Here is a 24,384-nt window from a genome sequence, read left to right as displayed (position 1 = left end):
AATGGAACAATCAACGGCCATGTAAGCGCAGCGATGCGAAACGCTCTTGAACTTGACTTTTTAACACGAATCTCTAGATACAATCTGAAGTGTCTGTGGCCTTTGAAAGCTAAGTATTCACCATTATCACTCACCCCGCCCCATATCCTTTCTTACAAAACTTACGTATAGTAAAAATCATGATCAACACTCTATAACCCGTAACTGAATTGTTTGAGGTTTATTTGTGAAGAAATCGTTTACCTTTGGTGAAGCCGAGCAATCGTCAAAATTTGGCATGTTTGCCGGTGTATTTACGCCAAGTGTACTGACCATCCTGGGCATTATTTTATTTTTGCGTACCGGCTATGTGGTTGGCATGGTGGGACTGGCAGAAACATTAATCATCATGTTGATCGCCTTTACCATTTGCACCATTACCGGATTATCGCTTGCGGTTATATCCACCGACAAACGGGTTAAAGGCGGTGGTTTTTATTATGTGATTTCTCGCACCCTTGGCCCTGAGTTTGGTGGAGCACTTGGTTTAACACTGTTTATTTCCATTTCGGTTGCCATTGCGTTTTACACCATTGGTCTGGGTGAAGTTTTGGTGACCATTAACGACTGGCCAGAGTGGATCACCGCGCGCAAAATAGCCTTTGCCGTTACCCTGTTATTGTTTGTCAGTGCCTGGATAGGCGCCGACTGGGCGACCAAATTGCAATTTGTGGTTATGGCGATTGTTGGCCTGAGTTTACTGACGTTTTTTTGGGGCGGCGTGCAAAACTTCAGTCAGGAGCGACTGGCAGAAAACTGGGTACTGGAACAAAAGTCCGAATCTTTCTGGATTGCCTTTGCGCTGTTTTTCCCGGCAATTTCGGGCTTTACTCAGGGATTAAATATGTCCGGTGATCTTAAAGATCCTTCCAAGGCGATCCCGCTGGGTACCTTTTTAGCCATTGCGGTGTCCATGTTGATTTATCTGGCCACGGCGTTTTTTCTTGCCAGTGGCAGCGAACTCAGTGAACTCAAAAACAATTATTACGTGATGCGCGAATTATCCTCCGTGGGCATCCTGGTGGCTGCCGGTGTGATTGCGGCAACGGCGTCTTCCGGTATGGCATCCATGCTTGGCGCGCCCCGGGTGTTACAAGCCATGGGCAAAGACCGGCTTATTCCCAACTTATCGATTTTTGCCAAAGGTCACGGCAAAGACGATAACCCGCGCAATGCTATTCTGGCGTCTCTGGCGATTGCGCTAACGGCCATTGCACTGGGCAACCTGAACTTTCTGGCGCCCATCATTACCATGTTTTTTCTCGCGTCTTATGCGCTACTTAATTACGCAACCTTTTTTGCTTCCGACACTGCCAACCCATCGTTTCGACCGAATTTTAAACTGTCGCATAAATACGTCAGTTTGGCCGGTGCCATTGCCTGCGTGGTGGTTATGCTGGCGATCAACCCGACCGCATCCATTGTTGCGGCTTCGGTTTTGTTTGGTATTTTTCATTACCTGCAAAAAACACAGCATCAACATCGGTGGGCCGATCATCAACGAGGCGCGCACTTTAAACATATTCGCGAGCACTTGATAAAAGTCAACTCATTACCGGAACATCCGGGTGACTGGCGACCACAAACCTTAATTTTTTCCAAAGAGCCGGATCATCGTCGCGCCCTGTTGTTTTTTTCTGCCTTGATAGAAGGCAACAGTGGTGTCACCACCATGGTTCAAATTTTGGAACAAAAAAATAATCAAAAAGGTAAGCAAACAGATAAACAAAACGGACAACAAAAAGACCAGCAAAAACCCGATCGAGACAAAGTACTCGAGGAGTATCAGGCGTCGATTGATGACTCGAAAGCAAAGGCTTTTCCACTGGTGATAGAGGCGCCGGATTTTTCCACCGGACTGAAAATTCTGCTGCAGGCTTACGGCGTCGGTCCAATAAAAGCCAACACCATTTTACTGAACTGGCTGTCGGTGGCGGATAACCTGCAAAGCGACAAACAGAAAAACTACGCCGACAATATCAACTGCGTATTAAATGCCGGATTTAATGTGGTGGCGCTTGCGGCAGAGTTTAAGTCATTTGAAAAAGTTAATAATAATGGCGATGAACCGCCACAAATCGATATCTGGTGGGTGGGCGGTGCAACTTCAAAATTAATGTTGCTGTTCAGCTATCTGATCACCCGTACCGAAGCCTGGTCACACGCGCAGATCCGCGTATTGGCTCAGGCAAAAAAAGACGGCAAAGGCCGCACCGAACATGAGTTTGAAGAGTTTCTGGAAACCATTCGAATTGAAGCCTCTATAGAGACTCTGGATGAGATCACAATTGAAACCATTAAGCAGCAATCGAAAGATTCTCAACTGGTGTTTTTTCCCGCCGAGCTGGACGGCGATAATTTCAGAGGCCGATTTAACATTGATATAAAAGAATTATTAACCGACTTTCCACCCACGGCCTTTACCATTGCAGGCGAAGTGCTTGAGCTGGATCCCGATCCGGATGATGACAGTGAGCAGGACAATAAAAACGGTGCTAACTCTTCACAATCCGATTCTTCAAATTCCGGTTCTTCGAAATCTGGTTCTAAGGAATCCGGTTCTGACTAGACTGATACTGAAAAGGCAGATAACGATATAAACCGCGACCACAGCCGGTAATACCCGATCGATGGTTATTTATTGGTGACTATTTAAAGATAAGGATAGTTAATCGTGTTTACGGCTGCTTACACTTTACCCTTGGCGATTTTGCCTGCGCCACCCCTTGCGCCACCCATTATGATGAAAAATCTTTTATAATGAAAAGGTTAGTCGCTAAAATAGCTTTTAATGCTTTATTTTAAAGCATTACCTTTGTTCATTAGCGTGCTTATTAAATCACGTTTACGATAACTCTAAATCAACGGTGAATTGTGCAGTCATCTCAGCCGCAACCCATTTATAAACTTTCCTGGCCGATTTTATTCACTGGCCTCGCGCTTGGCTTTTTACTCAGCTTTGCGGCGCTCAGTGGTGACGAGCAAGGGCGCGTTAATGTGCTGTATTTGTTGCTGGTGTTTGTGTTTATCCCTCTGCTCAGCATTGTGATCTCCATTGGCTCACTTATCACCGGTAAAGGCATCAACCTTGCCAGACTGACCAGCAAGCTGCCGATTTTATCCGCCAGTCAATCGCGGGTGTTGCATCAGCTGCAACAAAAACGACTGGATAAGCTTTGGCTGTTTATGCAAAGTCAGGCCGCCGCTTTAGCCTACGCAGTAGCCAGTATGCTCACGTTTGTTTTATTGCTGCTGGTTACCGACATCAACTTTGTCTGGCGCAGTACCTTACTGGACGCCAGCGATCTGTTGCCGATGTTAAACACCATTGCCTCGCCCTGGTGGTTCTGGCAAGCCGCCCAGCCAGACCTGGCCTTGCTACAGGCGACGCAGGACTCACGACTGACCCAGCTGACACAGGGCGCACTGACGAGCGACCCGAATACGCTGGCGTTTGCTAACTGGTGGCCGTTTGTATTCGCCACCTTACTGGTTTATTCCTTTTTCGCCAGAGGGGTTCTGTTTCTGGTTACCCGATTCTGGTTAAGCCGTCAGTCGCAACAGGATATTCAGACCCAGCTTGATCAACAGTGGCAACAGCACCAACGTCGTCAGCCTTCCTCGCCGACATTAAGTGATATCACCCATACACTGCCCAGCCATTTAGCGATAACCAACTGGGCCGGTTTGAGTGATCCCATCAAGCAACAATTGCCGTCGCAATGCCGTCAATCCTCAGAACTGTTTGCAGGGCCTCTGGCCAGCGATGAACAACAACATCAGGCGGAGCAACACAGCGGTGAACAACTGGTTCTGGTAAAAGCCTGGGAACCACCCATGGCGGAACTTGAAGACTATTTAAAAACCGGTCAGGGCTATTTGCTGCCGGTGAATTACCGTCAGCACCAACTGCTACCGCCCGAAACTCAACACTTAAACGAATGGCGACGATTTGCCGCCGGGCTTAATCAATGGCGGCTCTACCTGCCCGAGCAATGGATCACTACTCATGACTGATCATTCATTACCGCAATTTGCTGTTGTGGGTCATCCCAACAAAGGCAAATCTTCCATCGTTTCAACGCTGTCCCATAACGACGATGTGGTCATATCCAGTCAGAGTGGCACCACGCAAACCGCCGATCCCATTACCGTTGAAACTCTGCACGGACGTTATCAGTTGATTGATACCCCCGGCTTTCAACGCCCGATTAAAGTTTTAAAATGGTTGAACGAGCAACAGGTGAACGCCCACGAGCGCGCCGCGGCGGTTGCCAAATTTGTTGATGATCCTGTGTGTCAGCAACAGTTTCCAGACGAAGTGGCTCTACTAAAACCAATTATTAATGGCGCCGCTATTTTGTATGTGGTGGATGGTTCTCGCCCCTATGGCGCAGAGTACGATGCTGAAATGGAAATTCTGCGCTGGACCGGTCAACCCAGCATGGCGCTGATTAATCCAATTGAAAACACCGATCACATTACCGAATGGCAAAACGCGCTGGCGCAATATTTTAAATCGGTGCGAGTGTTTAACCCAATGAAAGCCGACTTCGACAAACAGGTCGAATTATTAAAAACGTTTGCCCACCTTAATCCCGACTGGGCAAACACCCTCACCGCAATTACCGACGATCTGGTTCACAAACGTGACGAACAACGCGACACCAGCATTAAAATACTGGCGCGACTGGTGGATGATCTCTGCCACTATCAACAAAGCCAAAAAGTTTTAAACAAGGCACAGGCAAAACAGGTTCAACCGGTTCTTGAAAAACGCTACCAACACTGGATGAAACAGCGCGAACAAACCGCAATTAAAGAACTGCTCGCCAACTACGCGCATTTTCAGGTAGACATCGATCTGGATCATCTGGATTTACCACCCGACCTGTTTGATTGCAGCGAGTGGTTTGCCTGGGGTTTAAATAAACAACAATTGATGTACGCCGCCACCATGACCGGCGCGGTTGGTGGCGCAGCGGTGGATTTTGCACTGGCTGGTCACAGTTTTATGTTGGGTGCCATAGGCGGCGGGCTGGTTGGATTTGGTAGCGCCTGGTTTGGTGCCGATAAGCTGGTGGATATTAGCCTTAAGGGATTACCGCTGGGCGGTTATCAGGCCTGCATTGGTCCCATTAAAAACCGCAATTTTCCCTACGTAATACTGGGTCGTTTTATTTTTTTATACCAGCAGATTTCTCAGTTAAATCACGCCAATCGTACAGCCTTACAATTTAATGCCACCGACTTTCAAGACAGAGTCGCCACGCTGGAAAAGTCGAGCCAAAAAGAATTACACACAGCCTGTGAACGACTGGTAAAACAAAAACCAGTGGATGATCTGGAATCAGTGATCGCGTTTCTTTTTGATTGAAGAATTGTTGAATTAAGGATGTCTATACTTAATCTGAAAATTTTAATGAGAAGAACAATCTAATTTTATATTTTTCCTTTTGACCAAAAGCGAAAACAGTCTTTCATAGCAAGTTTACCACCTCATAAGAAACAGATATAAATAGTGCGCTAAATATAAAGAGATATGGAAGAATCGTTATTAAAACCTTTTCCTGACATTCAGGTTTTAATATTAACCGCTTAAGTTTTATTGAAAACAATGGGCTTAGGAAAATAAGCAGCCAAAATAAAAATAACAAAGCAGTATAGATTAAACCTGAAAATTGAGCTTGTGTGTATTCGGCACCACGAGCATGCGGTCCTATAAGAGTAAACGACGGAGTCAGTAGAACTGGCCAACTTAGTAAAAAGAATATTATAAATCCAGGATTAAGATTGGTGATTAATTTCATATTTCTCAACGACTAATTGTTCGACGGGGCTTCTGAAGTGCAATTGGACTTCTTTTTTCAGGAATAACTATCTCGCCAAGGACAACGTCAATTATTACTAAATATAGATTTTCAACATTTAGCAGTAGCTTTTTCAAAGTATCACCTTAAATGCTTTTATTAAATACATTTCAAAATTTCACTATTCTTTATATGTTCAAGAATCAAATGATTAAAGTGAGCTGCATATTCATAGGTACTTTCCGGATCTTCAGAGTATCGTCTAAATTTTTCTTCACGTGAATCCGGTAAATGCACATCCGAATACTCTCTGTAGACTTTTAGTTCAACAACCTCGGATACACAAGAGTCATATAAGCTCATATCCAAACTAGGAATATCATTTGGCCCCCATCCGTGCGATGCAGCTAGAAGAACGATATTGCCTGATTTGATGTGTGACTTAGCATTCGTTTCAGCTAATGCAAGAACACGCTTAATTGCGTTTGACTTGGTTTCGCTGTCAAGTTGTATCTGATAGGCGCCTATAAAAATAAAAATGATAAGAACCATTGTTCCTAGAACAACTATATTTTTTAGAGTTCCGTTCATAGTATTTAACGCCCGCTATAAATGGTTGTTTGATGATGTTGCGGCTTCACTCATGGTCTCCAGTGACAACAAACAAATTAAGCAATGGATATTTTTTCTTACTGTTTGAAAGTCAATAGAAAGTTACTTGCACATACTTTGCGCTACTTTGACCCTAGCTGGTACTCGCTATCAACTCTGATTAAGGTATAAACGTTACCAGAACTTAAATGTTTGTATTTAAACTCTTTATCATTAAGGATGATAATTAGGTAAGCATCATAATTATATGGATTTGACGATAACGCTGGAGTCACTTTGCCATCTTTTAACCAACCTTTGAATATTGAAAAGTAAATAGGTCCCGAAACACCCCAGTAACCGACTTCAGCGCCTTCTTTTAAGGCACCAGTATTTTCATATATTCGGTACGTGATTTTGTATGTGCCATCTGCGTATCTATCTGTTATGTGCTCACGTCTTCCGCCACTTTTAGTTGGTTGATTCCCATACCACTTTCCCGTCATTAACGCCCACTTCTTGCTTTCCTCAAGATTCTCCAACTCTTTAAGTGCGACTATTTCATCTGTTGAAGTACCATTTTTTGAACACCCAAAGAGAACAACAAATAAGAGTACAGATAGAAATACATTTTTTTTCATCACGACACCTTAATTACACATAAAATCTACATCACTAGTCTAATGGCTCACCTATTTAATTGCATAGTATTATTCATAGGCTAAGAGATACATATGTTGCGAGTTAGCACTATATTAACTGGAGTATGACAGACAACAACGATAGTTCAGCAATGTTGATGATCATAGACACATTATTAGATTTCAAACCACCTAGTGTGATCTCTTGGATCTATTAGAATTATCTTATCCCAGTTATGATCGACTGACACTTGGTTACGAAAAATATCACGCTCGGATACATCAAGGCCAAAGCCGATATGATCTGCGAGTACCAGCCACCATTCAGGATATTTTTCTTTTACTTTACTTATCTTCTTCAATTTCTCCTGTACACAATGTTCTAGATTGATCTGCATTTGCGGGAGCAACCAGCCGCCAGACTCTTCATCAGAACATCCAGCCATGACGAACATCGTATCTTGGGGAACATCGGTACGGCACCAAACTTCAAGTTCGAAACCTTTACCCTTAGCAATGACTCGACTTCTTTTATCAGAGGTATTTTTGAAATTATCTAAAGCATTTTCGAGAGTAACTCTAAGCGTCTTCCATTTTTCGACAGGCCTACTGAACCGCAAATAAACAAACCAACTATCTCCATCTAGTGGAGCCCCAGAGGACTCCACTAGAGCTTTGAAGCGATGCCAAAGTGGAATAGAAACTTCCTCCAAGCCTTTGACATGGTTACCATTGAAATGGTTTTGATTTAAACGGCGAACTTCGATAGCAATTCGATTATCAACTAAAAAATCAGGCGGAACATTGCCATCTGGCTCAAAGTCAATTTGCGAATATCCGTAGTATTTCAAATGCTTCTCTACAAGTTTTTCCGTTTCATCCATTATTAAATATCCGAAATTCAAGTGCTTGCTTAAACTTAGAGTTAATTAATACTCATCCAACTATAATCAGAAGTCAATGCCATAACTACATCACTTTACCGCCTATAAACCCTGCCAATCTTTATTAACTCCTGACAATACACGCTTAGATCGCCCTTTCTGTTTTAGCAGCATTCACCCTTTATTCAGTTAAGTTTGCGTAGACTAGGGAACTTAACTATCGCTTAGCTCTCTATTACTAAGCTGTTAATTACTCAATTATTACCAATAAGGACAATGCAATTCATGAAACACTTAACCATTCGATTTTTGCTTCGCTGCTGCTTAATTGTTGGGCTTTCTCTTGGATTAGTTCAAAAAGTATGTGCAGATGAATCCTACAGGGATATTGAATACAGCAAACCTAATGAATATCTGTCGATATTTCAGCGCGCTAAGTCGCCCTACATTTATTCAAAAAATGCACTCACGGTTAAAGAAGAAGGACTAAATTTAAGCGATGTTACGCTAACGCTTATTGATAACAATACCGAGACAAAAACCGAAACCCAGATAGCCATTGCAGAAGATGGTACGGTCGAATTACCCGCGGTTACTGAAGAACAAGCGGAAAATATGACGTTAAGAATTAATCAACCAAAAGGTGCTGTTAGCTTTAGCATTAATTTTGGTGTAGAAGCGCCAAAACAAAAACAGGTGGATTACCGCACTCTGTTTTTAATTTTAGATGACACCAATAACTTTATTGATGAAATGGGCGGCATGGCCTCTATGTTTGCACCAACTATGGAAGCCATTAAATTTACCTTTGAGCAGCCCGCAAGCATAGAGATCCGTAGCCAGAACAAACTGCAACAATTTAATACCGATGATGAGTTTGTCATTGTGATTGAGCAAGACGACGATCTGCTGGAAGAAAATCCGCAGGTGGTATTCAGTCATCTCGCAAAATCCATGTCTCCGGAAGACTAACACCGACATATCTTTCCATCTTTTCCTTTAAAGTTTTTTTGAAGAGACTTAATTAAGCTCAAAATCATTCATACCGCACACATCCACTGGCATGGACGCCAGTGGAAGTTATTGTCAGCCATGGAAGGCTGTCAATAACGGTGTGTTGATAGGTATGAGTGATTTTGAGGAACCCGCAGGGCTTAATTGCTGGAGCGTAGGGCCTTTTATTCCGGGCATCCTGCCCTCCACCTTTCAGGCCAGCTAACGCTGTTCAAATTCGTTCCAGACGAATTTGTGCCTTCTTTTTGGCTGAGCTACATGGATGTAGTAAATGCAGTTAATGCAGGAGCAATTAACTGCCAGAAAAAGAAGGTCGCCGAAAAAGGCGAAACTCTGTTTTCACTAAACTCATATTCTACAAATATGGGTTCAGTTCCGTTTTTGGCTAGTTTGATATGAAATCTGGTTTAGAATGGCTCCATGACCGAATTAAAACTCACCAACACAATTTGCCAGAAGGCTCGACTGGCCCGCGATCCGCGTTTTGATGGCCTGTTTTTTACTGGCGTTAAAACCACCGGGATTTATTGTCGCCCCATTTGTCCGGCAACGTCACCGAAAGAAACCAACGTAGTGTACTTTGGCAGCGCCATTGAAGCCGCCAATACCGGCCTTCGCCCCTGCTTAAGATGTCACCCCGACAGTGCTCCCGGCTCACCCGCCTGGATGGGCACCGAAACATCCTTTCGCCGGGCCATGTTGCTGATTGAGCAAGGCGCCTTACAGCAACACTCTACCGAACATCTGGCACAACGGCTTGGCATCAGTGATCGCTATTTGCGGCAACTGTTTCAAAGCTATCTCGGCATATCGCCTAAAGCCTACGCACTGTATCAACAATGCCTGTTTGCAAAACAGCTGTTACATAACACCAGCCTGAGCATTACCGACATTGCACTGGCCAGTGGTTTTAACAGCATCCGTCGGTTTAACGATTGCTTTAAGAAAAACTTTGCGCTCAGCCCCAGTAATATTCGCCGTCAACAAACCAAAAGCCAACAACCCGGTTGTCGGTTAACTCTGTATTATCGACCACCATTCGACTGGCCGCACATGCAGCGGTTTTTATCGCACCGGATAATCCCTTCTCTGGAATGGGTAACTGAAACTGGCTATGGCCGAACGTTTCGTTACTCTGCTGCTGACAAAGACGATATACAGGGGCAGTTTGAAATCAGTCCCATTGCCGGTAAACACGCATTGCAATTAACACTTGAGATCAATCAACCGAAACACACCATGATCATCGTCAATAAAATTAAGCAGCTGTTTGATCTGCACATCAACAGTGTTGAAATTGATAAACAACTGGCACAAGTGTTAACGCCATCGTTAATCAAACCCGGTATTCGAATTCCCGGTGTGTGGAGTCTGTTTGAAGCCGGCGTTCGGGCGATATTGGGCCAACAGGTTTCGGTAAAAGCGGCGCACAATCTGGTGACTCAGGTGGTCGATCATCTGGGCGATGATTTTTCGAATGATAAAAAACTGTTTCCAACACCAGATGCCATTGCCGGATCAGATTTGTCGTTTCTTAAAATGCCCGGCCGACGCAAAACATCGTTAATTGAATTTGCAAAGTGGTATATAACGCACAGCAATGAAATCGACACGGATAGAAGTGTGCTTAATGATATTACCCAGATCAAAGGCATCGGCCCCTGGACACTGAACTATTTAAAACTGCGGGGCGTTAAAGATCCTGATATATGGCTGGGGGACGATTTGGGTGTAAAAAACGCACTCAGGGATCATCAGCTGGCAATTGATCCCGATAACGCCGCACCGTGGCGCAGCTATCTGACGTTTCAGATTTGGGATTTTCTCAGTCGACAATCCGATACGCGTTGACTCTATTTGCATTAAATAAATACGCTTCAGTCATTCGTTTAAATTACGCATCAGGAACTTCATACGAGCATGAATCAATTAAAGCAGCCCTATATAGATTATTTTCAATCACCCATTGGCACCATTGAGCTCACGGCCAGTGATAAGGGCGTCACGTCTCTGTATTTTAAAAACACCAATCATAAGGTACAGCGTTGCGCTGTGTTGGATAAGGTAAAACAACAACTGGCGGAATACTTTAGCGGTAAGCGAAAGACCTTTGATGTGACGCTGGATCTTCATGGCACCAACTTTCAACAACAGGTATGGCAGGCATTATTAACCGTTGGCTTTGGTCACACCGACAGTTACGGCAGTTTGGCGCAAAAACTTAACAACCCAAAAGCGGTACGTGCCGTGGGAGCAGCCAACGGAAAAAATCCGGTTTCGATTATTGTGCCCTGCCATAGAATTATTGGCAGCAATGGCAAACTCACCGGCTACGCTGGCGGATTGGATAGAAAAGAGTGGCTGTTAAAACACGAAGGCGTTATTTAGTTTTTGCCAATAACGTTCTATAGCTAACTTTATTGATAACTCTATTCATAACTCCAGTATCCACCACAGGGACCAACGGAAGGATAGGCAATGTTAGCCTCGGTGGCAAAAGTCATTAACGCTTCGTTGATGGTTTGCGCGCCAGTTGACGTGTTCAACTGAATACCCTCTGCGGTTGTTTCGAATAACAAAATTTCAGTGTAAAGCTCATCGACACTGTTGTAACTGTAAAAGCCATAGCGAAACACGCCCGCATCGGGACAAGCAGAATTGGTCACCAGCTCTTGTGCATTAGCATCAACCGTAAGGCTTGCATCAACCAGATCATCCATTGGTTGTGCACTCAATTGCGCCTGTATCGATTGATTGGGAAAGTAATAATAATCCAGCTGCTGCTGGGTATAACTGCCATCCAAGGTTAACTCCGGCAATACGGAATCTTCCGCTTTAATCACTTCACCTTCGCTATTAATGTAAAGCGCTCGAAAATCCTGCCCAAAGGCTGCGTTAGTGTACTGCACAAAAAACACATAGCGCTCGCCACTGCTGGCGGAAACCGTGGTGTTATCACAGGCCGAAAGGCCAAGTAGCATTAACGAGATGATCATTAATCGCTTTGGATGATTGACTAGAATCGTCTTTAAAAACTGAACCGTTTTTGAGGCTTGAGCATTGACCAGTATGTGTTTGAACATTGGCGCTCCTTATGAGGTTTTATGTATGTCGGTTAATAACTTAACGAAGAAGTGCCCATTTGGTTGAGTAAAATTCAATTAATTTGCGAAATTGTCGTTCTATTGGCAATAACTATCTCTGGAGCTAATATAGTGAAAAATTTAATTTATAAACACTATTTATTATATTGCGTTTAGTTCACCTTCTTCATTTAATATTGGCTGTGCCCATTGGTAAAACTCTGATTTATCTCTATCCCAAGGCCACTTACCATCTGTCGTTGGCCAAACTATTTGTAGCATATCAAAATCGTCTCCATTATGGAGCCAAAGACCCCAGCCAAAGTATTTTTCAAAATGTTTTTTAGATACTTTTATGAAGCATACTTTAAAGCCTTCAAGAAAATCTGAATAGTACCTACCTGGCTCAAATACCTCTCCTTCAATTACACGATCTTTATAGTTATTGACCATTGAATGAGCTAGTTCAGAATTCAAACCTAGTACCACAACATCTGGTTTATTTTGCTTTTTATTAATACCTATTGAGTAAGAAAATGATGGTTCGCCCTCTCCTTCCATAACTTTAAGTACATGACATCCATATTCTTCAATATTATTAAGCGCTTTTAAATCATTTTCATCCATAGCATGGCTCCATTAAAATGCTCTAGTAATAGTAATGCAAATTAATACTCAACATCATCAATTGCTTGACGCAATTTTCTTTGCATATTCAAAAATTTTTGCTGAGCCTTCCAAAGTGAATCGGGAATACTATTATCAAAGTCGTTCATTCCTTTGGCTAGTCGTGCTTGTAGTAACTCACTATAAATTTCTTCTGCTTTGCTTTCTACTTTGATTCTTTGTGCATCGCTTAACTTTGACTGTTCCGTTAGCGACAAACTTTCCAATAACGTTGTTGCATTTGGATCACCCCTTTTTATTGCAACCTTTAAATAAGCATAAGCCGAAATTAGTTCATTACTATTATATTCACCACTTAGGTAGTTATTAAGGTACTGCACTTTACTTATAGATGACAACTCGACCAAGGAACTGGTTAATCCGTTAATACTTGCAAGCTGAAAATACTTTTTTGATTCTTTTAGTTTACCTTTTGAACGTAATTCTCGCCCTACCATGTATTGCGCTAAAGGGTCATCCAAATCAGCCATGCTCTTTAAAGAATCGAAAGAATATCCATGATAAGGGTTTTCTTTTCCCCAATAGCCTCGATTTTGACTCCATTTAATTAACTCAAGTATTTCTTCATCGGTTATAACAATATCTTTATAATTCGATAAAGACGGCTCTACTTTTTTATCGATATTTTTATGTTTGGTTTTTGATTTTGTTATGGAATCAAAGCTTTCTGAATTTAAAACGTTATTATCAGGTTCTACTCTATCAATTGCATTTGGCTTTTTATTAGCTTTTAGATAAATCCAACCAAATACTAAAGCAACCATTAAAATAAATAAGATTTTCTTCACGTTTCATCCCATTGATTCACATTAATTCAACCCTTCAAATGCTCCAGCAATAACAATATCCGTTTATGCAAATTACTGAATCGAACCGTCCAGCGAATGCGTTCCAGGTTATTATCAATTCTGTGGATGCGTTTCATTTCTTTAATCCGATCGTAGATGTTTTCAACCAGATGGTAGGTGTCTTTGCCGATAAAGGATTTTAGATCGGTGCCTTTATAGCGCTGGCTGGCTTTAATTTTCTTTCGCTTTAAACGATTAAAATCAAAGTCTGTTTTTAACAGTCTATCGTACTCTGCGGTTTGTAATTCTTTAATCACTCGCGCGGGTTCAACTTCTCGCTTGGTGACCAACCAGCATAAGCCGGCATTTTCTTTGATCTCTTCCATTAAGATACGTTCATCGCCGTCAACATCGCTGATTATCTTTTGCAATGCTTTTGCCGTTTTAGCCGCGGTGGATAACGTTGAAAAGATTTTTCCTATGGATTCAATCATGATTGTTTGTCAGTCCAAATTTGCTCATTATCATCCGGTATTTGAGTGTTTATTTTTTTAAACTTAACAATATGCCTTTTACAATAATACCTGCAATAATCAGCCATTTTGCCGTTAATAGTATATCGCCAAAACCTTCGCCCAGCTCACCAACGGAATGGTAAGCCGCTACGCCTTTGTCGATAAAATAAAAAGCCACCGCTACTGCACTGCCTATTAGCAATGAAATAATCAGTGGCCTAAGCTTGATATTGATCATTTTTAATATAGATCATTCTTAATGTTAGTCATTATTAATATTAAGTATCAGACTTTATTAAGTCACCTTAAAAAACCGGTTTATGCATTGCCACAGCGAATATGGATAAAAAGATCACCAGCGCAGCAACAAAGGAAGCCACTTTAATGGCTTTGGTTTTACCCCGTTTAAGGGCAAAAGTTCCCAAAATAATATACGCCACCAGCAATAATAATTTTAGCGTTACAAAGTCTACCGCCAGTGGGTATAAGCCAGTTAGCACCACTAATACTGCAGCTGACAATAATAAAATGGTATCAATAATGTGCGGTAAAATTTTAACCGGCTTTTTATGCAATAAATTTGAGCCGCTGATCATCCAGTAGCCTCGAATGACAAATCCAAGAAAGGATAAGCCGGCAAAGGTCATGTGAATGTGTTTCGCTATTGGATAGATTTCCATTGTACTTTTTCCCCAAATCGAACCTTAAGTTGTTCGGTTAATTGTTGTTTATTATTCAGTGGTAATGATACCCGATAAGTGACTGCCGCATCATATTCAATATTCTCAATGGTGGCATCCACCTGTTTTAATTCGTGCTCAATATCTTTTCCACATTCATAAGCGCCAACTATTTGCAGTGCCGCTTTTTCTATTTTTTCGGTTGTTGTTAGCTGTTCCATGATCAGCTTTACACCGCCGCCGTAAGCACGAGCCAAGCCACCTGTTCCCAGTTTTGTGCCGCCATAATAACGGGTACACACCACAATAATGTCGCCGACACCTGAGTGCTGCAATATATTCAGCATGGGTTTACCCGCAGTGCCAGCCGGTTCGCCATCGTCGGAGCAACTGAGTAAGGTTGTGCTGTTGGGATCGCCGACAATATAAGCCCAGCAATGATGCGTGGCGTCTGGCTCTGCGTCTCTTAAGGATTGCAGGTAGTCTTTTGCTGCATCAACCGTGGCGACATTTTCGGCGCGGGTTATAAAGCGACTGCCTTTGATCACTTCTTCCACTTCAACAGGTGATGATGGTACCGAGTATCCAGACATATTGGCTTGGTTTTCTTATAGGTAGTCGATCTTAGTGTGTTAACGGAGGTTGGCTAACTCAACCAACCCTGTTTCATAACGCTGTGTTTTATGCTGTCTTTATAAATGATTGCTATAAAACATTCGTTATCTACCGGATTGGTTGAGGATAAGCGTCGCTTAAAGTTTATCAAACGCTTCGCGAGTTAAATTGCGATGCCCTTTGTCGGTGACCACTATGTCGTCTTCAATTCGGATACCGCCAAACTTTTTAAACTCGTCAATTTTTTTCCAGTTAACCTGCTTATCAAACTCCGACGATTTAATATCCGCCAATAGCGAATCGATAAAGTACAAACCGGGTTCCACCGTTAACACCTGTGACGCTTCAATTTCGCGGGTATTGCGTAAGAAGGGATGCTCCGCCGGTGGGTTAGTGGTACCACCGTTGCCATTGGTTTGATGGCCGCCCACATCGTGGACCTGTAATCCCAATTGATGACCCAGTCCGTGAGGGAAGAACACGCTGGTAATACCGGCTTCAACTTGCGAGGCTGGCTCCATATCAACAAATTGATACTGTTTTAAGATAGCGGCAATTTTATGATGCGCTTCTATGTGCAGGTCAACGTAAGACGCACCCGGTTTTATTTTATCGAGCAAGCCCAGATGCATGTCGTCCATGGTTTTGATCATGTCGGCAAACTCATCGTTTTTCGCAAACGAATAGGTACGAGTAATATCTGAGGCGTAGCCATGAAACTGAGCACCGGCATCAATCAAAAACGAGTGATGCTGTTTAGGTACTTCGCCTTCGCAACCGGTGTAATGCAAAATGGCGCCATTATTATTCAGCGCAACAATATTGCCGTAGGGCATATCATTTTCCAGCTGCTTTGCCGCTTTTAAATACGCCAGCTGAATGCCCTGTTCCGACTCTTTGTTATAAAACGCATCCCGTGCGGCATTGTGAGCGCGTGTCGCAATGATGTTCGACTGCATAATACATTCGATTTCGTAATCGGATTTATAGGCACGCTGCCAGTACAGCGGATAAACAATGGTTTCCGGATTATGCGCAGAAAAACTCACCGCATCCAGCACGCCCTGTTGTTCACCCAGCAAAATCACCCGGCCCTTTTTCGGTATATGCGCCAGTGCATCCGCCGGACGGGCAATAATTTTGATATCAAAGAACCTGGTCCAGGGGCCTTCCGGATCAGAAGGCACCGTATGCCAGAAATCCACTGGCTGGTAGTAGCACAGCGTCGGCTTACCCGATTGTGGAATAACAATTTGGCAATGCGGGTGATCCGCCAATGGCAAAATCGCTTTAAAGTGCGGATTGGTTTTAAAGGGGTAATCCATATCGTCCAGATACTTACGGATCGGCATGCCCGATGGGATCACCGCATAGTCGTATTTATGATCCGCCAATAAACTTTGGTAGCGACCGAGTAAAGCATCAAAGTGCTCATCGAACTTGGCAAAAACGTCGTTGTTCATGAATTACCTACTTTTAAAATGACTGAAACTAGCCCAGCATTATACAGATTGCGGCAACGGGGAAAACCGCTGGTTATTGTTTGCCCTGTCCCCTATTATCTATTTTTAACGCCCCTGTTTAGGCCACACTTAATGCCTCTGTCGGCTGGGTCGGGTATCGACCATTCGCCTAAGCGCATAAGTCGCAAAACAAGAGGCTCTCAGCAGCACTTGTCTGACCAGTTCACTGTGTTAGTATTAATTCTTTATCGCAGTGCAATAAACCGTTAAAAATAGACGCTGTTTCTTCTATTTAATGCTATTAACCCTATGATTTTAAGGGCTTTTAGCCCATTTCTCTGTAAAGGATGGAGTCAAACATATGATTTTCGAAGGCCAGTCACTGACCTGTCAAATGCTTGATGATGGCATTGCCAACGTCTGCTTTGACAACAAAAATGAGTCTGTAAACAAGTTCGACAAACAAACGCTTAATGAACTGAAAACCATTACCGAAGCGTTAAAAGCCAATAAAGATGTCAAAGGCGCCATCGTTACCAGTGGTAAAGGTGTGTTTATTGTGGGCGCAGACATTACTGAATTTCAGGGTTTGTTCGCCAACCCGAGAGAAGAGCTGTTGCAGTGGACCGCAGAAGCCAACCAGATTTTTACCGACTTTCAGGATTTACCCTTTCCAACGGTGGCTGCCGTTAACGGTTTTGCCCTGGGCGGCGGCATGGAAATGATTTTATGTTGTGATCTGCGTGTTGCCTCCACCGATGCGCAAGTGGGCTTACCCGAAACCAAGCTTGGATTGATCCCGGGCTTTGGTGGCACTACCCGTTTACCACGAGTGATTGGCAGTGATAACGCCATTGAGTGGATCGCCACAGCCAAACCCAGCAAACCCGATGCCGCGTTAAAAGTGGGTGCCATTGATGCTGTTTGCGAAGCGGATCAATTACAGGCAGTTACATTACAAATGGTGAAAGACGCCATTAACGGATCACTCGACTGGCAACAACGCCGCGAACAAAAGAAAGCGCCGCTTAAACTGAATAAACTGGAAGCCACCATGGCTTTTACCACAGCAAAAGGCATGGTCGGTGCGAAAGCGGGTAAAAACTACCCTGCACCAATGGAAGCGATTCGGGTGATTGAAGAAGGCGCCGGATTAAATCAGGCAGAAGCGTTAAAAATTGAACACGACGGTTTTGTGAATATGGCAAAAACCTCACAGGCCAGTGCCATGATCCAGATTTTCCTTAACGATCAGCTATTAAAGAAGAAAGCCAAAATTGCCGGTAAAGCCGCCAGCAAAACCATTAAACAGGCTGGTGTTTTAGGCGCAGGCATTATGGGCGGCGGCATTGCCTATCAGTCCAGCGTTAAAGGCGTACCTGCGGTAATGAAAGACATCAAACAGGATGCGCTTGACCTTGGCATGGGCGAAGCCATGAAGATCCTGGGTAAAGGCATGAAAATTGGAAAAGTCAGCGCCGAGAAAATGGCCAAAACCATTTCCAACATTAAACCCACGTTAAATTATGACGACATCAAGCCGGTGGACATTGTGGTTGAAGCCGTGGTTGAAAACCCAAAGGTAAAAGATGCGGTGTTGTGTGAAGCCGAACAACTGATTGCCGATGACGCCATTCTAACCTCCAATACCTCAACCATCTCCATTGATTTACTGGCGAAAAATTTAAAACGCCCGGAAAACTTCTGCGGCATGCACTTCTTTAATCCTGTTCACAAAATGCCACTGGTCGAAGTGATACGCGGTGAGAAAAGCAGTGACGAAACCGTCGCCGCCGTTGTCGCCTACGCCAGCGCCATTGGTAAATCACCGATTGTGGTTAAAGACTGCCCCGGATTTTTTGTTAACCGCGTGTTGTTCCCTTATTTCCGTGGCTTTAGTCAGCTTCTGCAAGAAGGCGCCGACTTCCGTCAGGTGGATAAAGTGATGGAAAAATTCGGTTGGCCAATGGGTCCATCCTATTTGCTGGATGTGGTTGGCATTGATACTGCTGTGCATTGTGTTGGCGTGATGGCCGAAGGCTTCCCCGATCGTATGAGCGCGCTGGACAAAGATCCCATCGAGCAACTTTATAAGCAAGACAAATACGGTCAGAAATCGGGCAGCGGCTTTTACGTTTACTCGAAAGATAAAAAAGGCCGTCCTCAAAAAGACGTCGACGACTCGGTATTCGACATTATTGGTAAGCCGGGTAAAGAATTCAGCAACGAAGAAATTGTTGAACGCTTAATGATCCCAATGATATTTGAAGTGGCTCGCTGCTTTGAAGAAGGCATTATCGAAACACCGGCCGAAGCCGATATGGGTCTTATTTACGGTCTTGGCTTTCCTCCCTTTAGAGGCGGCGCATTAAAATACGCCGACGAAGTAGGGATCGAAACGCTGGTAAAACAAGCCGAAAAATACAAGCACCTGGGCGAAGCCTACACGGCACCAGAAGGTGTGGCAGCCATGGCGAAAGATGGCAAAACTTTTTACAGCGCGTAAGCCTGTGGCCAACTGAATTTTGCAGGAGAATTATTATGACTGAAGTCGTTATTGTCGATGCCATTCGCACCCCAATGGGCAAATCGCGTGGTGGCATGTATCGAAACGTTCGAGCCGAAGAACTGTCGGCTCATTTAATGCAATCTTTACTGGAGCGCAACTCGGCACTGGATCCAAAAGATATTGAAGACATTATCTGGGGCTGCGTTCAACAAACACTGGAGCAAGGGTTTAATATTGCCCGTAATGCCCAGCTGATGACCGATATTCCTCGCACGGTACCGGCGCAAACCATCAACCGTTTGTGCGGTTCATCGATGCAGGCATTGCATACCGCAGCACAGGGCATAATGACCGGACACGGTGATGTCTACATGATTGGCGGCGTAGAGCATATGGGGCATGTGCCCATGACACACGGTGTCGACTTTGCACCACAAATGGCCAAGTTTGCCGCAAAGGGTTCCGGCTTTATGGGCTACACCGCGGAGCTGCTTGGCAAAATGCACGGTATTAGCCGACAGCAACAGGATGAGTTCGCTTACGCCTCCCATCAAAAAGCTCAAGCCGCCACCGATGAAGGCCGGTTTGACGCCGAAATTGTCGCCACTCAGGGGCACGACGCCAACGGCGCTTTAAAAACCTTTTCCCACGACGAAGTGATCCGCGCGCAGTCGACCGTTGAAGATCTGGGTAAACTACGCCCGGCCTTTGATCCCACCGGAACAGTAACGGCGGGTAACGCCTCCGCATTATCCGATGGTGCCTCCGGCATGCTGGTAATGAGTGCCGAAAAAGCAAAAGCACTCGGCCTTAAACCCATCGCAAAAATTCGCGCCATGGCATCTGCCGGTTGTGATGCTGCGATTATGGGTTACGGTCCTGTACCTGCGGTAAAGAAAGCATTACAGCGCGCAAACTTAACCGTTGATGACATTGATTTGTTTGAGTTAAACGAAGCATTTGCGGCGCAATCATTGCCAGTGTTGAAAGACTTAGGGTTGCTCGATGTAATGGATAAAAAAGTAAACCTGAACGGCGGCGCCATTGCACTGGGTCACCCACTTGGCTGTTCCGGTGCGCGCATTAGCACTACACTATTACGTTTAATGGAAAACAAAGACGCCAAGTTAGGGGTAGCGACTATGTGTATTGGGTTAGGTCAGGGTATTGCGACGGTGTTTGAACGCGTCTGATCGTTTTAAGTTTTAAGTTTTAAGTCGATTCTAAGAGTTTAGAATCGGCTTTTTTGTTTTAGGTGTGTGGTAAAGTTAAAGAAAAATGTCTTTGAGTTTAGCAAGTTTATGGACGTTAAGACTTTTCACAACTTTTAATTCAAATCTAAGTAGTAAAACACTTAAAGTCACTCGCTTCCAATCGTACTTATGTTCCTCGCGTCAGCAATTCGATATCAACACTTAGTGTTTCAGAATTACTTTGACTTCGATATACATTCAGATCAAATACCCCCGTGGTAACGGATAAGGGCTTTTTTGGTTCCTTTTTCAGCTCTTGGAAAAAGGAACTCGCATGCAAGCGCAGCGATGCGAAACGCTTTTGGCTTTTTATCTTTTAAATTGAAGAAGCATTTTGTACTTTAATCTAAATGCTAGTCGGATAGCTTGCATTTCGCCACTCGGCGCCTCCCTTTTGTCAGTTGATACAAAAGGAAGCAAAAAATCTTTGTCGCTGCGCTAGCAACTTGCTCATCATTGCCGGAATGTATAAGCAAACATTGAAACTAAAACTTGCCGGTTGATTGCTGACGCGAATTTCTAGACATACACTCACGAGTGTCTTTGAGTTTAGCAAGTTTATGGACGTTAAGACTTTTCACAACTTTTAATTTAAATCTAAGTAGTAAAACACTTCAGTTCTCTCACTTACGATCGTACTTATATTCCTCGCGTCAGCAGACTGAAGTCACTGCACATCGCATAGAAATACATCGAACATAAAACTCATGATAAGCAAATACCCCCGTGGTAACGGCAAGTCTTTTTGCTTACTTTTTGGGCTCCTGCAAAAAGTAAGTCGGACCGACATGGATGTCGGAAATGCCGTTTATGAATGGAACAATCAACGGCCATGAAAGCGCAGCGATGCGAAACGCTTTTGACTCTGTCCTTGCATTTACTCAAATAGAAAAAAGGCCTCCATTGGGAGGCCTCTCAATTAACTCTTAACAAAAATCAAAAAAAACTACTTAACTGGCTCTCCCATCTTAACCTCAATAACCTTCCCGTATTTTTTCGCCACATCACGAATATCATCGGCTTTACCAATTAACACAAACTGCAAATGTTGTTTAGGAAAATACTGCTCAATCAGCTGCTTGGTTTTCTCAAGGGTTAAGGCATTAACGGACTGGTTAAACTCATTAATAAAGCTGGCATCAATACCCATAACTTTCATACTCACCAATAAATCAGCCAGTTGTCCGGCGGTTTCGTAACGCGGTGGAAACTGCCCTTTAACGTAAGCTTTGGCAGAATCAAGTGTTGCTTGATCAATCCCTTTTTTCCAGAGTCGTTGATAAGTTTTAAGCGCCAGATCAATCGCCTGCTCGGTTGAATCGGTTTTGGTGAAGGTTGAAATAGCAAAGGTGCCGTCTTCTTTCATTGTTGCAAAACGGCTGCGTGCACCATAAGTTAAACCGCTATTCACTCTGAGTTCATCATTCAACCAGGAGGTAAACCGGCCACCTAAAATGGTATTTAATACTTGCAATGCCACATAGTTTTCATCACCCCGCGCAATACCTTTACCACCAATCATAAATGTAGTTTCGCGGGCGTCGTCTTTATCCACCAGTAAAACTTGAGCTTCAGCCTCTGGCGAATAGGGCTTTATATCGCTGGTGTTTTGCTTATGTTTATTTTTCCAGTTGCTGAATCGCTTGGTAATTTTATTTGCCATGTCTTTGCTATTAAAATCACCCACGACAGCAATAACGGTATTGTTTGGCTGATAATAACGCTGATAAAAGTTTTCAATCGCGGTGCGATCAATTTTTTTCAACGAGGCTTTATCGGCATCACTCGAAATGGCGTAGGGATGTTGTGCAAAATAAAGGGCATTAAAATAGTCGCCGATCATTTGTCGGGGACTTTCCTGTTTTTGCTGCAACTCCGTTGCATAACGGTTTAAAAACTTTTCGACTTCTTGGTTTTCAAATTTTGGCGATTTTAAGGTGTTCTCTAAAATTTCCAGCACCAAATCGGTGTTTTTATTCAGGAACGAGGCGCTTACACCACTTAATTCTTTATCGGACCAAGTTGAAAAACTGGAGCCGGTAAAATCCAGCGCATCATTGATTTCCTGTTTGCTGCGATTGGCATTACCAAAGGTTAATGCTTCAGCGGTCACATTGGCCAACCCCTTAATATCGGAATCAATAGCGCCTGCTTTAACTCGCACTTCAACATTAATTAATGGCACTTCATCATGTTCCATTAATAATAGCGTTAACCCATTATCCAGAGTAATCTCTTGGTAAGCGGGCAATTGAAATGAAGCAGCGGATAACACCCCACTGACAATCACTAATAAAATTGCGGTACTGAATTTAGCGATCGTTTTCATGAGTATCCTCCTTATTACTTAATACACCCACTGTTCGGTTAGCCTTGATCAAATATTGTTTTGCCACTCGCTGAATATCCTGTTTAGTGACTTTTTGATAATACTCCGGGGCTTTGAACAATCGCTTGTAATCGCCAAAGTACAACTCGTAGGTACCAATCAGGTTAGATTTACCATTGATGGTTTGCATCGAACGGTAAAAATCCACTGCTTTTTTATTTTTAATCTTTTCCAGTTCTTTGTCGGTAACGCCTTCGGTCATTATCTGGTTAATAATGTTTATAATACCCTGCTCCAATGATTTCGCCGTCACACCCTCATTCGCCACCGCGTAGGTGTAAAATAAATTGGGATCGAGACTCATTGGCATATAGGTAAAGACCTGGGTTGCCAATTGCTGCTGATCGACCAGAGACTGATACAAACGCGAGGTTTTACCGTCGGACAAAATGTCACTTAAAATATCCAATGCATAAAAATCATCATGGGTTGTTTCAGGGACATGCCAGCCCATCAACAGGTTAGGCGTCGTCACAGAGGCTTTATGCAAATACACTCGACGCTCACCTTTTTGCTCAGGCTCTACGGTATGAATCGGACGTGGCTCAGGACCTTTTGGAATCGGTTCAAAATATTTTTTTGCTAATGCCTTAACCTGTTTTAAACGAACATCACCGCTGATCACAACAACCGCATTATTCGGTGCGTAATAGGTTTTGTGATATTGCTGCAAGTCTTTTAAGGTCCAGTTTTCAATATCACTCTCGTGACCAATCACCGACCAGCTGTAGGGATGCGCACGAAACGCAGCATTTTTTACTTCTTCGGAAATTGCACGAAAATTTGAGTTTTCCAGACCGGTTCGTCGCTCCGATGCCACCACACCACGTTCACTTTCCACCACGTCTTTATCAATGTCGAGATGCTCAATGCGATCCGCTTCCAGATCAAACATAAGTTCAAGTGAGTCTGCCGGAAACCAGTCGGTATAAACCGTCAGGTTTTCGGTGGTGTAGGCATTATTGGCGCCACCGGCGGCTTCCATGGTTCGATCGAACATTTTAGGCCCGTACTTTTTTGAGCCATTAAACATCATATGCTCAAAGAAATGCGAAATACCGGTGATTCCGGGATACTCGTTGCGCGATCCGACTTTCCAGAACAGATACATATTGGCATTAGGGATGGAGTCATCTTCCAACACCATTATTTTCATACCGTTTTTCAGGGTAAATGACTTCACATCCGACGCTTTGGTCGCCAAAAGCCAGGGGGATGCCAGTGCGCAAAGTGTCAAGCAGAAACCTACAAGAAAAGACTTCAAAATATCATTCCTTTTATTATTAATAGTGAGCAGGATTGTAAACCTGCCCAGAATAAAACTAAAGTTGAATAATGCCACTAAATGTAACCGCGATTTACTTTTGCTACTCTACACCCAACACACCTCGAAACTCGTAACTCGAGACTCGACACTCGAAAC

The 24,384-nt window shown here is 43.6% G+C and carries 22 protein-coding genes; 9 read left to right on the top strand and 13 right to left on the bottom strand.

Annotated features, from left to right (window positions below):
• The first annotated feature begins 226 nt into the window (after positions 1-226).
• From C8D97_RS16185 to C8D97_RS16175, 3 genes are all read left to right on the top strand, one after another.
• On the top strand, positions 227-2,608 hold the full coding sequence (locus C8D97_RS16185) for an amino acid permease (RefSeq protein WP_109764843.1): 2,382 nt from the start codon (positions 227-229) through the stop codon (positions 2,606-2,608).
• A 305-nt stretch (positions 2,609-2,913) separates the two neighbouring features.
• Positions 2,914-4,056 carry a DUF2868 domain-containing protein gene (locus tag C8D97_RS16180; protein WP_170115282.1) on the top strand — a complete coding sequence of 381 codons (1,143 nt, stop codon included), beginning with the start codon at positions 2,914-2,916 and terminating at the stop codon, positions 4,054-4,056.
• Positions 4,049-5,416: a GTPase/DUF3482 domain-containing protein gene (locus tag C8D97_RS16175; RefSeq protein ID WP_109764841.1), complete on the top strand. Its 1,368-nt coding sequence runs from the start codon at positions 4,049-4,051 to the stop codon at positions 5,414-5,416. Before C8D97_RS16180 ends, C8D97_RS16175 begins: the two co-directional genes overlap by 8 nt.
• A 592-nt stretch (positions 5,417-6,008) precedes the next feature.
• Here C8D97_RS16175 and C8D97_RS16170 read toward each other — a convergent pair.
• The 3 genes from C8D97_RS16170 to C8D97_RS16160 all read right to left on the bottom strand — a co-directional run bounded on the left by C8D97_RS16170 (position 6,009) and on the right by C8D97_RS16160 (position 7,965).
• On the bottom strand, positions 6,009-6,440 hold the full coding sequence (locus C8D97_RS16170; protein WP_109764840.1) for a hypothetical protein: 432 nt from the start codon (positions 6,438-6,440) through the stop codon (positions 6,009-6,011).
• 143 nt (positions 6,441-6,583) lie between these two features.
• Positions 6,584-7,081 carry a hypothetical protein gene (locus tag C8D97_RS16165; protein WP_109764839.1) on the bottom strand — a complete coding sequence of 166 codons (498 nt, stop codon included), beginning with the start codon at positions 7,079-7,081 and terminating at the stop codon, positions 6,584-6,586.
• Positions 7,082-7,257: 176 nt separating this feature from the next.
• The gene (locus tag C8D97_RS16160) at positions 7,258-7,965 is read right to left on the bottom strand and encodes a hypothetical protein (RefSeq protein WP_109764838.1); all 708 of its coding nucleotides are present in this window, start codon (positions 7,963-7,965) and stop codon (positions 7,258-7,260) included.
• A gap of 285 nt (positions 7,966-8,250) precedes the next feature.
• On the opposite strand from C8D97_RS16160, the gene C8D97_RS16155 reads away from it, so the two are divergent.
• The 4 genes from C8D97_RS16155 to C8D97_RS16140 all read left to right on the top strand — a co-directional run bounded on the left by C8D97_RS16155 (position 8,251) and on the right by C8D97_RS16140 (position 11,367).
• Positions 8,251-8,937, top strand: a complete 687-nt coding sequence (locus C8D97_RS16155; RefSeq protein ID WP_170115281.1) for a DUF2987 domain-containing protein — start codon at positions 8,251-8,253, stop codon at positions 8,935-8,937.
• Between the two features lie 91 nt (positions 8,938-9,028).
• Complete coding sequence (locus C8D97_RS18220) at positions 9,029-9,184, top strand: hypothetical protein (protein ID WP_170115280.1); 156 nt, start codon at positions 9,029-9,031, stop codon at positions 9,182-9,184.
• 215 nt (positions 9,185-9,399) lie between these two features.
• On the top strand, positions 9,400-10,830 hold the full coding sequence (locus C8D97_RS16145) for a DNA-3-methyladenine glycosylase 2 family protein (RefSeq protein ID WP_109764835.1): 1,431 nt from the start codon (positions 9,400-9,402) through the stop codon (positions 10,828-10,830).
• 69 nt (positions 10,831-10,899) lie between these two features.
• Positions 10,900-11,367: a methylated-DNA--[protein]-cysteine S-methyltransferase gene (locus C8D97_RS16140; RefSeq protein ID WP_109764834.1), complete on the top strand. Its 468-nt coding sequence runs from the start codon at positions 10,900-10,902 to the stop codon at positions 11,365-11,367.
• 41 nt (positions 11,368-11,408) lie between these two features.
• Here the strand turns inward: C8D97_RS16140 and C8D97_RS16135 are convergent, their stop codons facing one another.
• The 8 genes from C8D97_RS16135 to pepQ form a co-directional block, all read right to left on the bottom strand.
• Positions 11,409-12,062: a hypothetical protein gene (locus C8D97_RS16135; protein ID WP_109764833.1), complete on the bottom strand. Its 654-nt coding sequence runs from the start codon at positions 12,060-12,062 to the stop codon at positions 11,409-11,411.
• Between the two features lie 162 nt (positions 12,063-12,224).
• Positions 12,225-12,689, bottom strand: coding sequence for a DUF4262 domain-containing protein (locus C8D97_RS16130; RefSeq protein WP_109764832.1), 465 nt, complete (start codon positions 12,687-12,689; stop codon positions 12,225-12,227).
• Between the two features lie 41 nt (positions 12,690-12,730).
• The gene (locus tag C8D97_RS16125) at positions 12,731-13,537 is read right to left on the bottom strand and encodes an SEL1-like repeat protein (protein ID WP_109764831.1); all 807 of its coding nucleotides are present in this window, start codon (positions 13,535-13,537) and stop codon (positions 12,731-12,733) included.
• Between the two features lie 26 nt (positions 13,538-13,563).
• Entirely contained in the window at positions 13,564-14,031 is a 468-nt protein-coding gene (locus C8D97_RS16120; protein WP_109764830.1) for a hypothetical protein, read from the bottom strand.
• Positions 14,032-14,080: 49 nt separating this feature from the next.
• A complete protein-coding gene (locus C8D97_RS16115; protein ID WP_109764829.1) occupies positions 14,081-14,290 on the bottom strand; it encodes a hypothetical protein in 210 nt (69 codons plus the stop codon).
• Between the two features lie 67 nt (positions 14,291-14,357).
• Entirely contained in the window at positions 14,358-14,732 is a 375-nt protein-coding gene (locus C8D97_RS16110) for a SirB2 family protein (RefSeq protein ID WP_109764828.1), read from the bottom strand.
• A complete protein-coding gene (locus tag C8D97_RS16105) occupies positions 14,714-15,325 on the bottom strand; it encodes a YigZ family protein (RefSeq protein ID WP_109764827.1) in 612 nt (203 codons plus the stop codon). Before C8D97_RS16105 ends, C8D97_RS16110 begins: the two co-directional genes overlap by 19 nt.
• Before the next feature lie 159 nt (positions 15,326-15,484).
• The gene (gene pepQ, locus C8D97_RS16100) at positions 15,485-16,810 is read right to left on the bottom strand and encodes a Xaa-Pro dipeptidase (RefSeq protein WP_109764826.1); all 1,326 of its coding nucleotides are present in this window, start codon (positions 16,808-16,810) and stop codon (positions 15,485-15,487) included.
• 361 nt (positions 16,811-17,171) lie between these two features.
• Here pepQ and fadB point away from each other — a divergent pair, with 361 nt between their 5' ends.
• Together fadB and fadA are read left to right on the top strand one after the other, a co-directional pair.
• A complete protein-coding gene (gene fadB, locus C8D97_RS16095; protein WP_109764825.1) occupies positions 17,172-19,316 on the top strand; it encodes a fatty acid oxidation complex subunit alpha FadB in 2,145 nt (714 codons plus the stop codon).
• A 35-nt stretch (positions 19,317-19,351) separates the two neighbouring features.
• Positions 19,352-20,512 carry an acetyl-CoA C-acyltransferase FadA gene (fadA, locus tag C8D97_RS16090; RefSeq protein WP_109764824.1) on the top strand — a complete coding sequence of 387 codons (1,161 nt, stop codon included), beginning with the start codon at positions 19,352-19,354 and terminating at the stop codon, positions 20,510-20,512.
• 1,006 nt (positions 20,513-21,518) lie between these two features.
• On the opposite strand, the gene C8D97_RS16085 is transcribed toward fadA, so the two are convergent.
• Together C8D97_RS16085 and C8D97_RS16080 are read right to left on the bottom strand one after the other, a co-directional pair.
• On the bottom strand, positions 21,519-22,901 hold the full coding sequence (locus C8D97_RS16085) for a M16 family metallopeptidase (RefSeq protein WP_109764823.1): 1,383 nt from the start codon (positions 22,899-22,901) through the stop codon (positions 21,519-21,521).
• Positions 22,885-24,225 carry a M16 family metallopeptidase gene (locus C8D97_RS16080; RefSeq protein WP_210204973.1) on the bottom strand — a complete coding sequence of 447 codons (1,341 nt, stop codon included), beginning with the start codon at positions 24,223-24,225 and terminating at the stop codon, positions 22,885-22,887. Before C8D97_RS16080 ends, C8D97_RS16085 begins: the two co-directional genes overlap by 17 nt.
• Positions 24,226-24,384 lie beyond the last annotated feature (159 nt).

This window comes from Pleionea mediterranea (assembly GCF_003148745.1).
Classification (GTDB): domain Bacteria; phylum Pseudomonadota; class Gammaproteobacteria; order Enterobacterales; family Kangiellaceae; genus Pleionea; species Pleionea mediterranea.
Note: the sequence above shows the minus strand (reverse complement) of the source record. Positions and strands in the feature narration are given on the sequence as shown.

What these genes read in the sequence shown, in the direction of transcription:
- C8D97_RS16175 (WP_109764841.1), top strand. Translation starts at nt 4,049, where the DNA reads ATGACTGATCATTCATTACCGCAATTTGCTGTTGTGGGTCATCCCAAC.
- C8D97_RS16170 (WP_109764840.1), bottom strand. Translation starts at nt 6,440, where the DNA reads ATGAACGGAACTCTAAAAAATATAGTTGTTCTAGGAACAATGGTTCTT.
- C8D97_RS16165 (WP_109764839.1), bottom strand. Translation starts at nt 7,081, where the DNA reads ATGAAAAAAAATGTATTTCTATCTGTACTCTTATTTGTTGTTCTCTTT.
- C8D97_RS16160 (WP_109764838.1), bottom strand. Translation starts at nt 7,965, where the DNA reads ATGGATGAAACGGAAAAACTTGTAGAGAAGCATTTGAAATACTACGGA.
- C8D97_RS16155 (WP_170115281.1), top strand. Translation starts at nt 8,251, where the DNA reads ATGAAACACTTAACCATTCGATTTTTGCTTCGCTGCTGCTTAATTGTT.
- C8D97_RS18220 (WP_170115280.1), top strand. Translation starts at nt 9,029, where the DNA reads ATGGACGCCAGTGGAAGTTATTGTCAGCCATGGAAGGCTGTCAATAAC.
- C8D97_RS16145 (WP_109764835.1), top strand. Translation starts at nt 9,400, where the DNA reads ATGACCGAATTAAAACTCACCAACACAATTTGCCAGAAGGCTCGACTG.
- C8D97_RS16140 (WP_109764834.1), top strand. Translation starts at nt 10,900, where the DNA reads ATGAATCAATTAAAGCAGCCCTATATAGATTATTTTCAATCACCCATT.
- C8D97_RS16135 (WP_109764833.1), bottom strand. Translation starts at nt 12,062, where the DNA reads ATGTTCAAACACATACTGGTCAATGCTCAAGCCTCAAAAACGGTTCAG.
- C8D97_RS16130 (WP_109764832.1), bottom strand. Translation starts at nt 12,689, where the DNA reads ATGGATGAAAATGATTTAAAAGCGCTTAATAATATTGAAGAATATGGA.
- C8D97_RS16120 (WP_109764830.1), bottom strand. Translation starts at nt 14,031, where the DNA reads ATGATTGAATCCATAGGAAAAATCTTTTCAACGTTATCCACCGCGGCT.
- C8D97_RS16115 (WP_109764829.1), bottom strand. Translation starts at nt 14,290, where the DNA reads ATGATCAATATCAAGCTTAGGCCACTGATTATTTCATTGCTAATAGGC.
- C8D97_RS16110 (WP_109764828.1), bottom strand. Translation starts at nt 14,732, where the DNA reads ATGGAAATCTATCCAATAGCGAAACACATTCACATGACCTTTGCCGGC.
- C8D97_RS16105 (WP_109764827.1), bottom strand. Translation starts at nt 15,325, where the DNA reads ATGTCTGGATACTCGGTACCATCATCACCTGTTGAAGTGGAAGAAGTG.
- pepQ (WP_109764826.1), bottom strand. Translation starts at nt 16,810, where the DNA reads ATGAACAACGACGTTTTTGCCAAGTTCGATGAGCACTTTGATGCTTTA.
- fadB (WP_109764825.1), top strand. Translation starts at nt 17,172, where the DNA reads ATGATTTTCGAAGGCCAGTCACTGACCTGTCAAATGCTTGATGATGGC.
- fadA (WP_109764824.1), top strand. Translation starts at nt 19,352, where the DNA reads ATGACTGAAGTCGTTATTGTCGATGCCATTCGCACCCCAATGGGCAAA.
- C8D97_RS16085 (WP_109764823.1), bottom strand. Translation starts at nt 22,901, where the DNA reads ATGAAAACGATCGCTAAATTCAGTACCGCAATTTTATTAGTGATTGTC.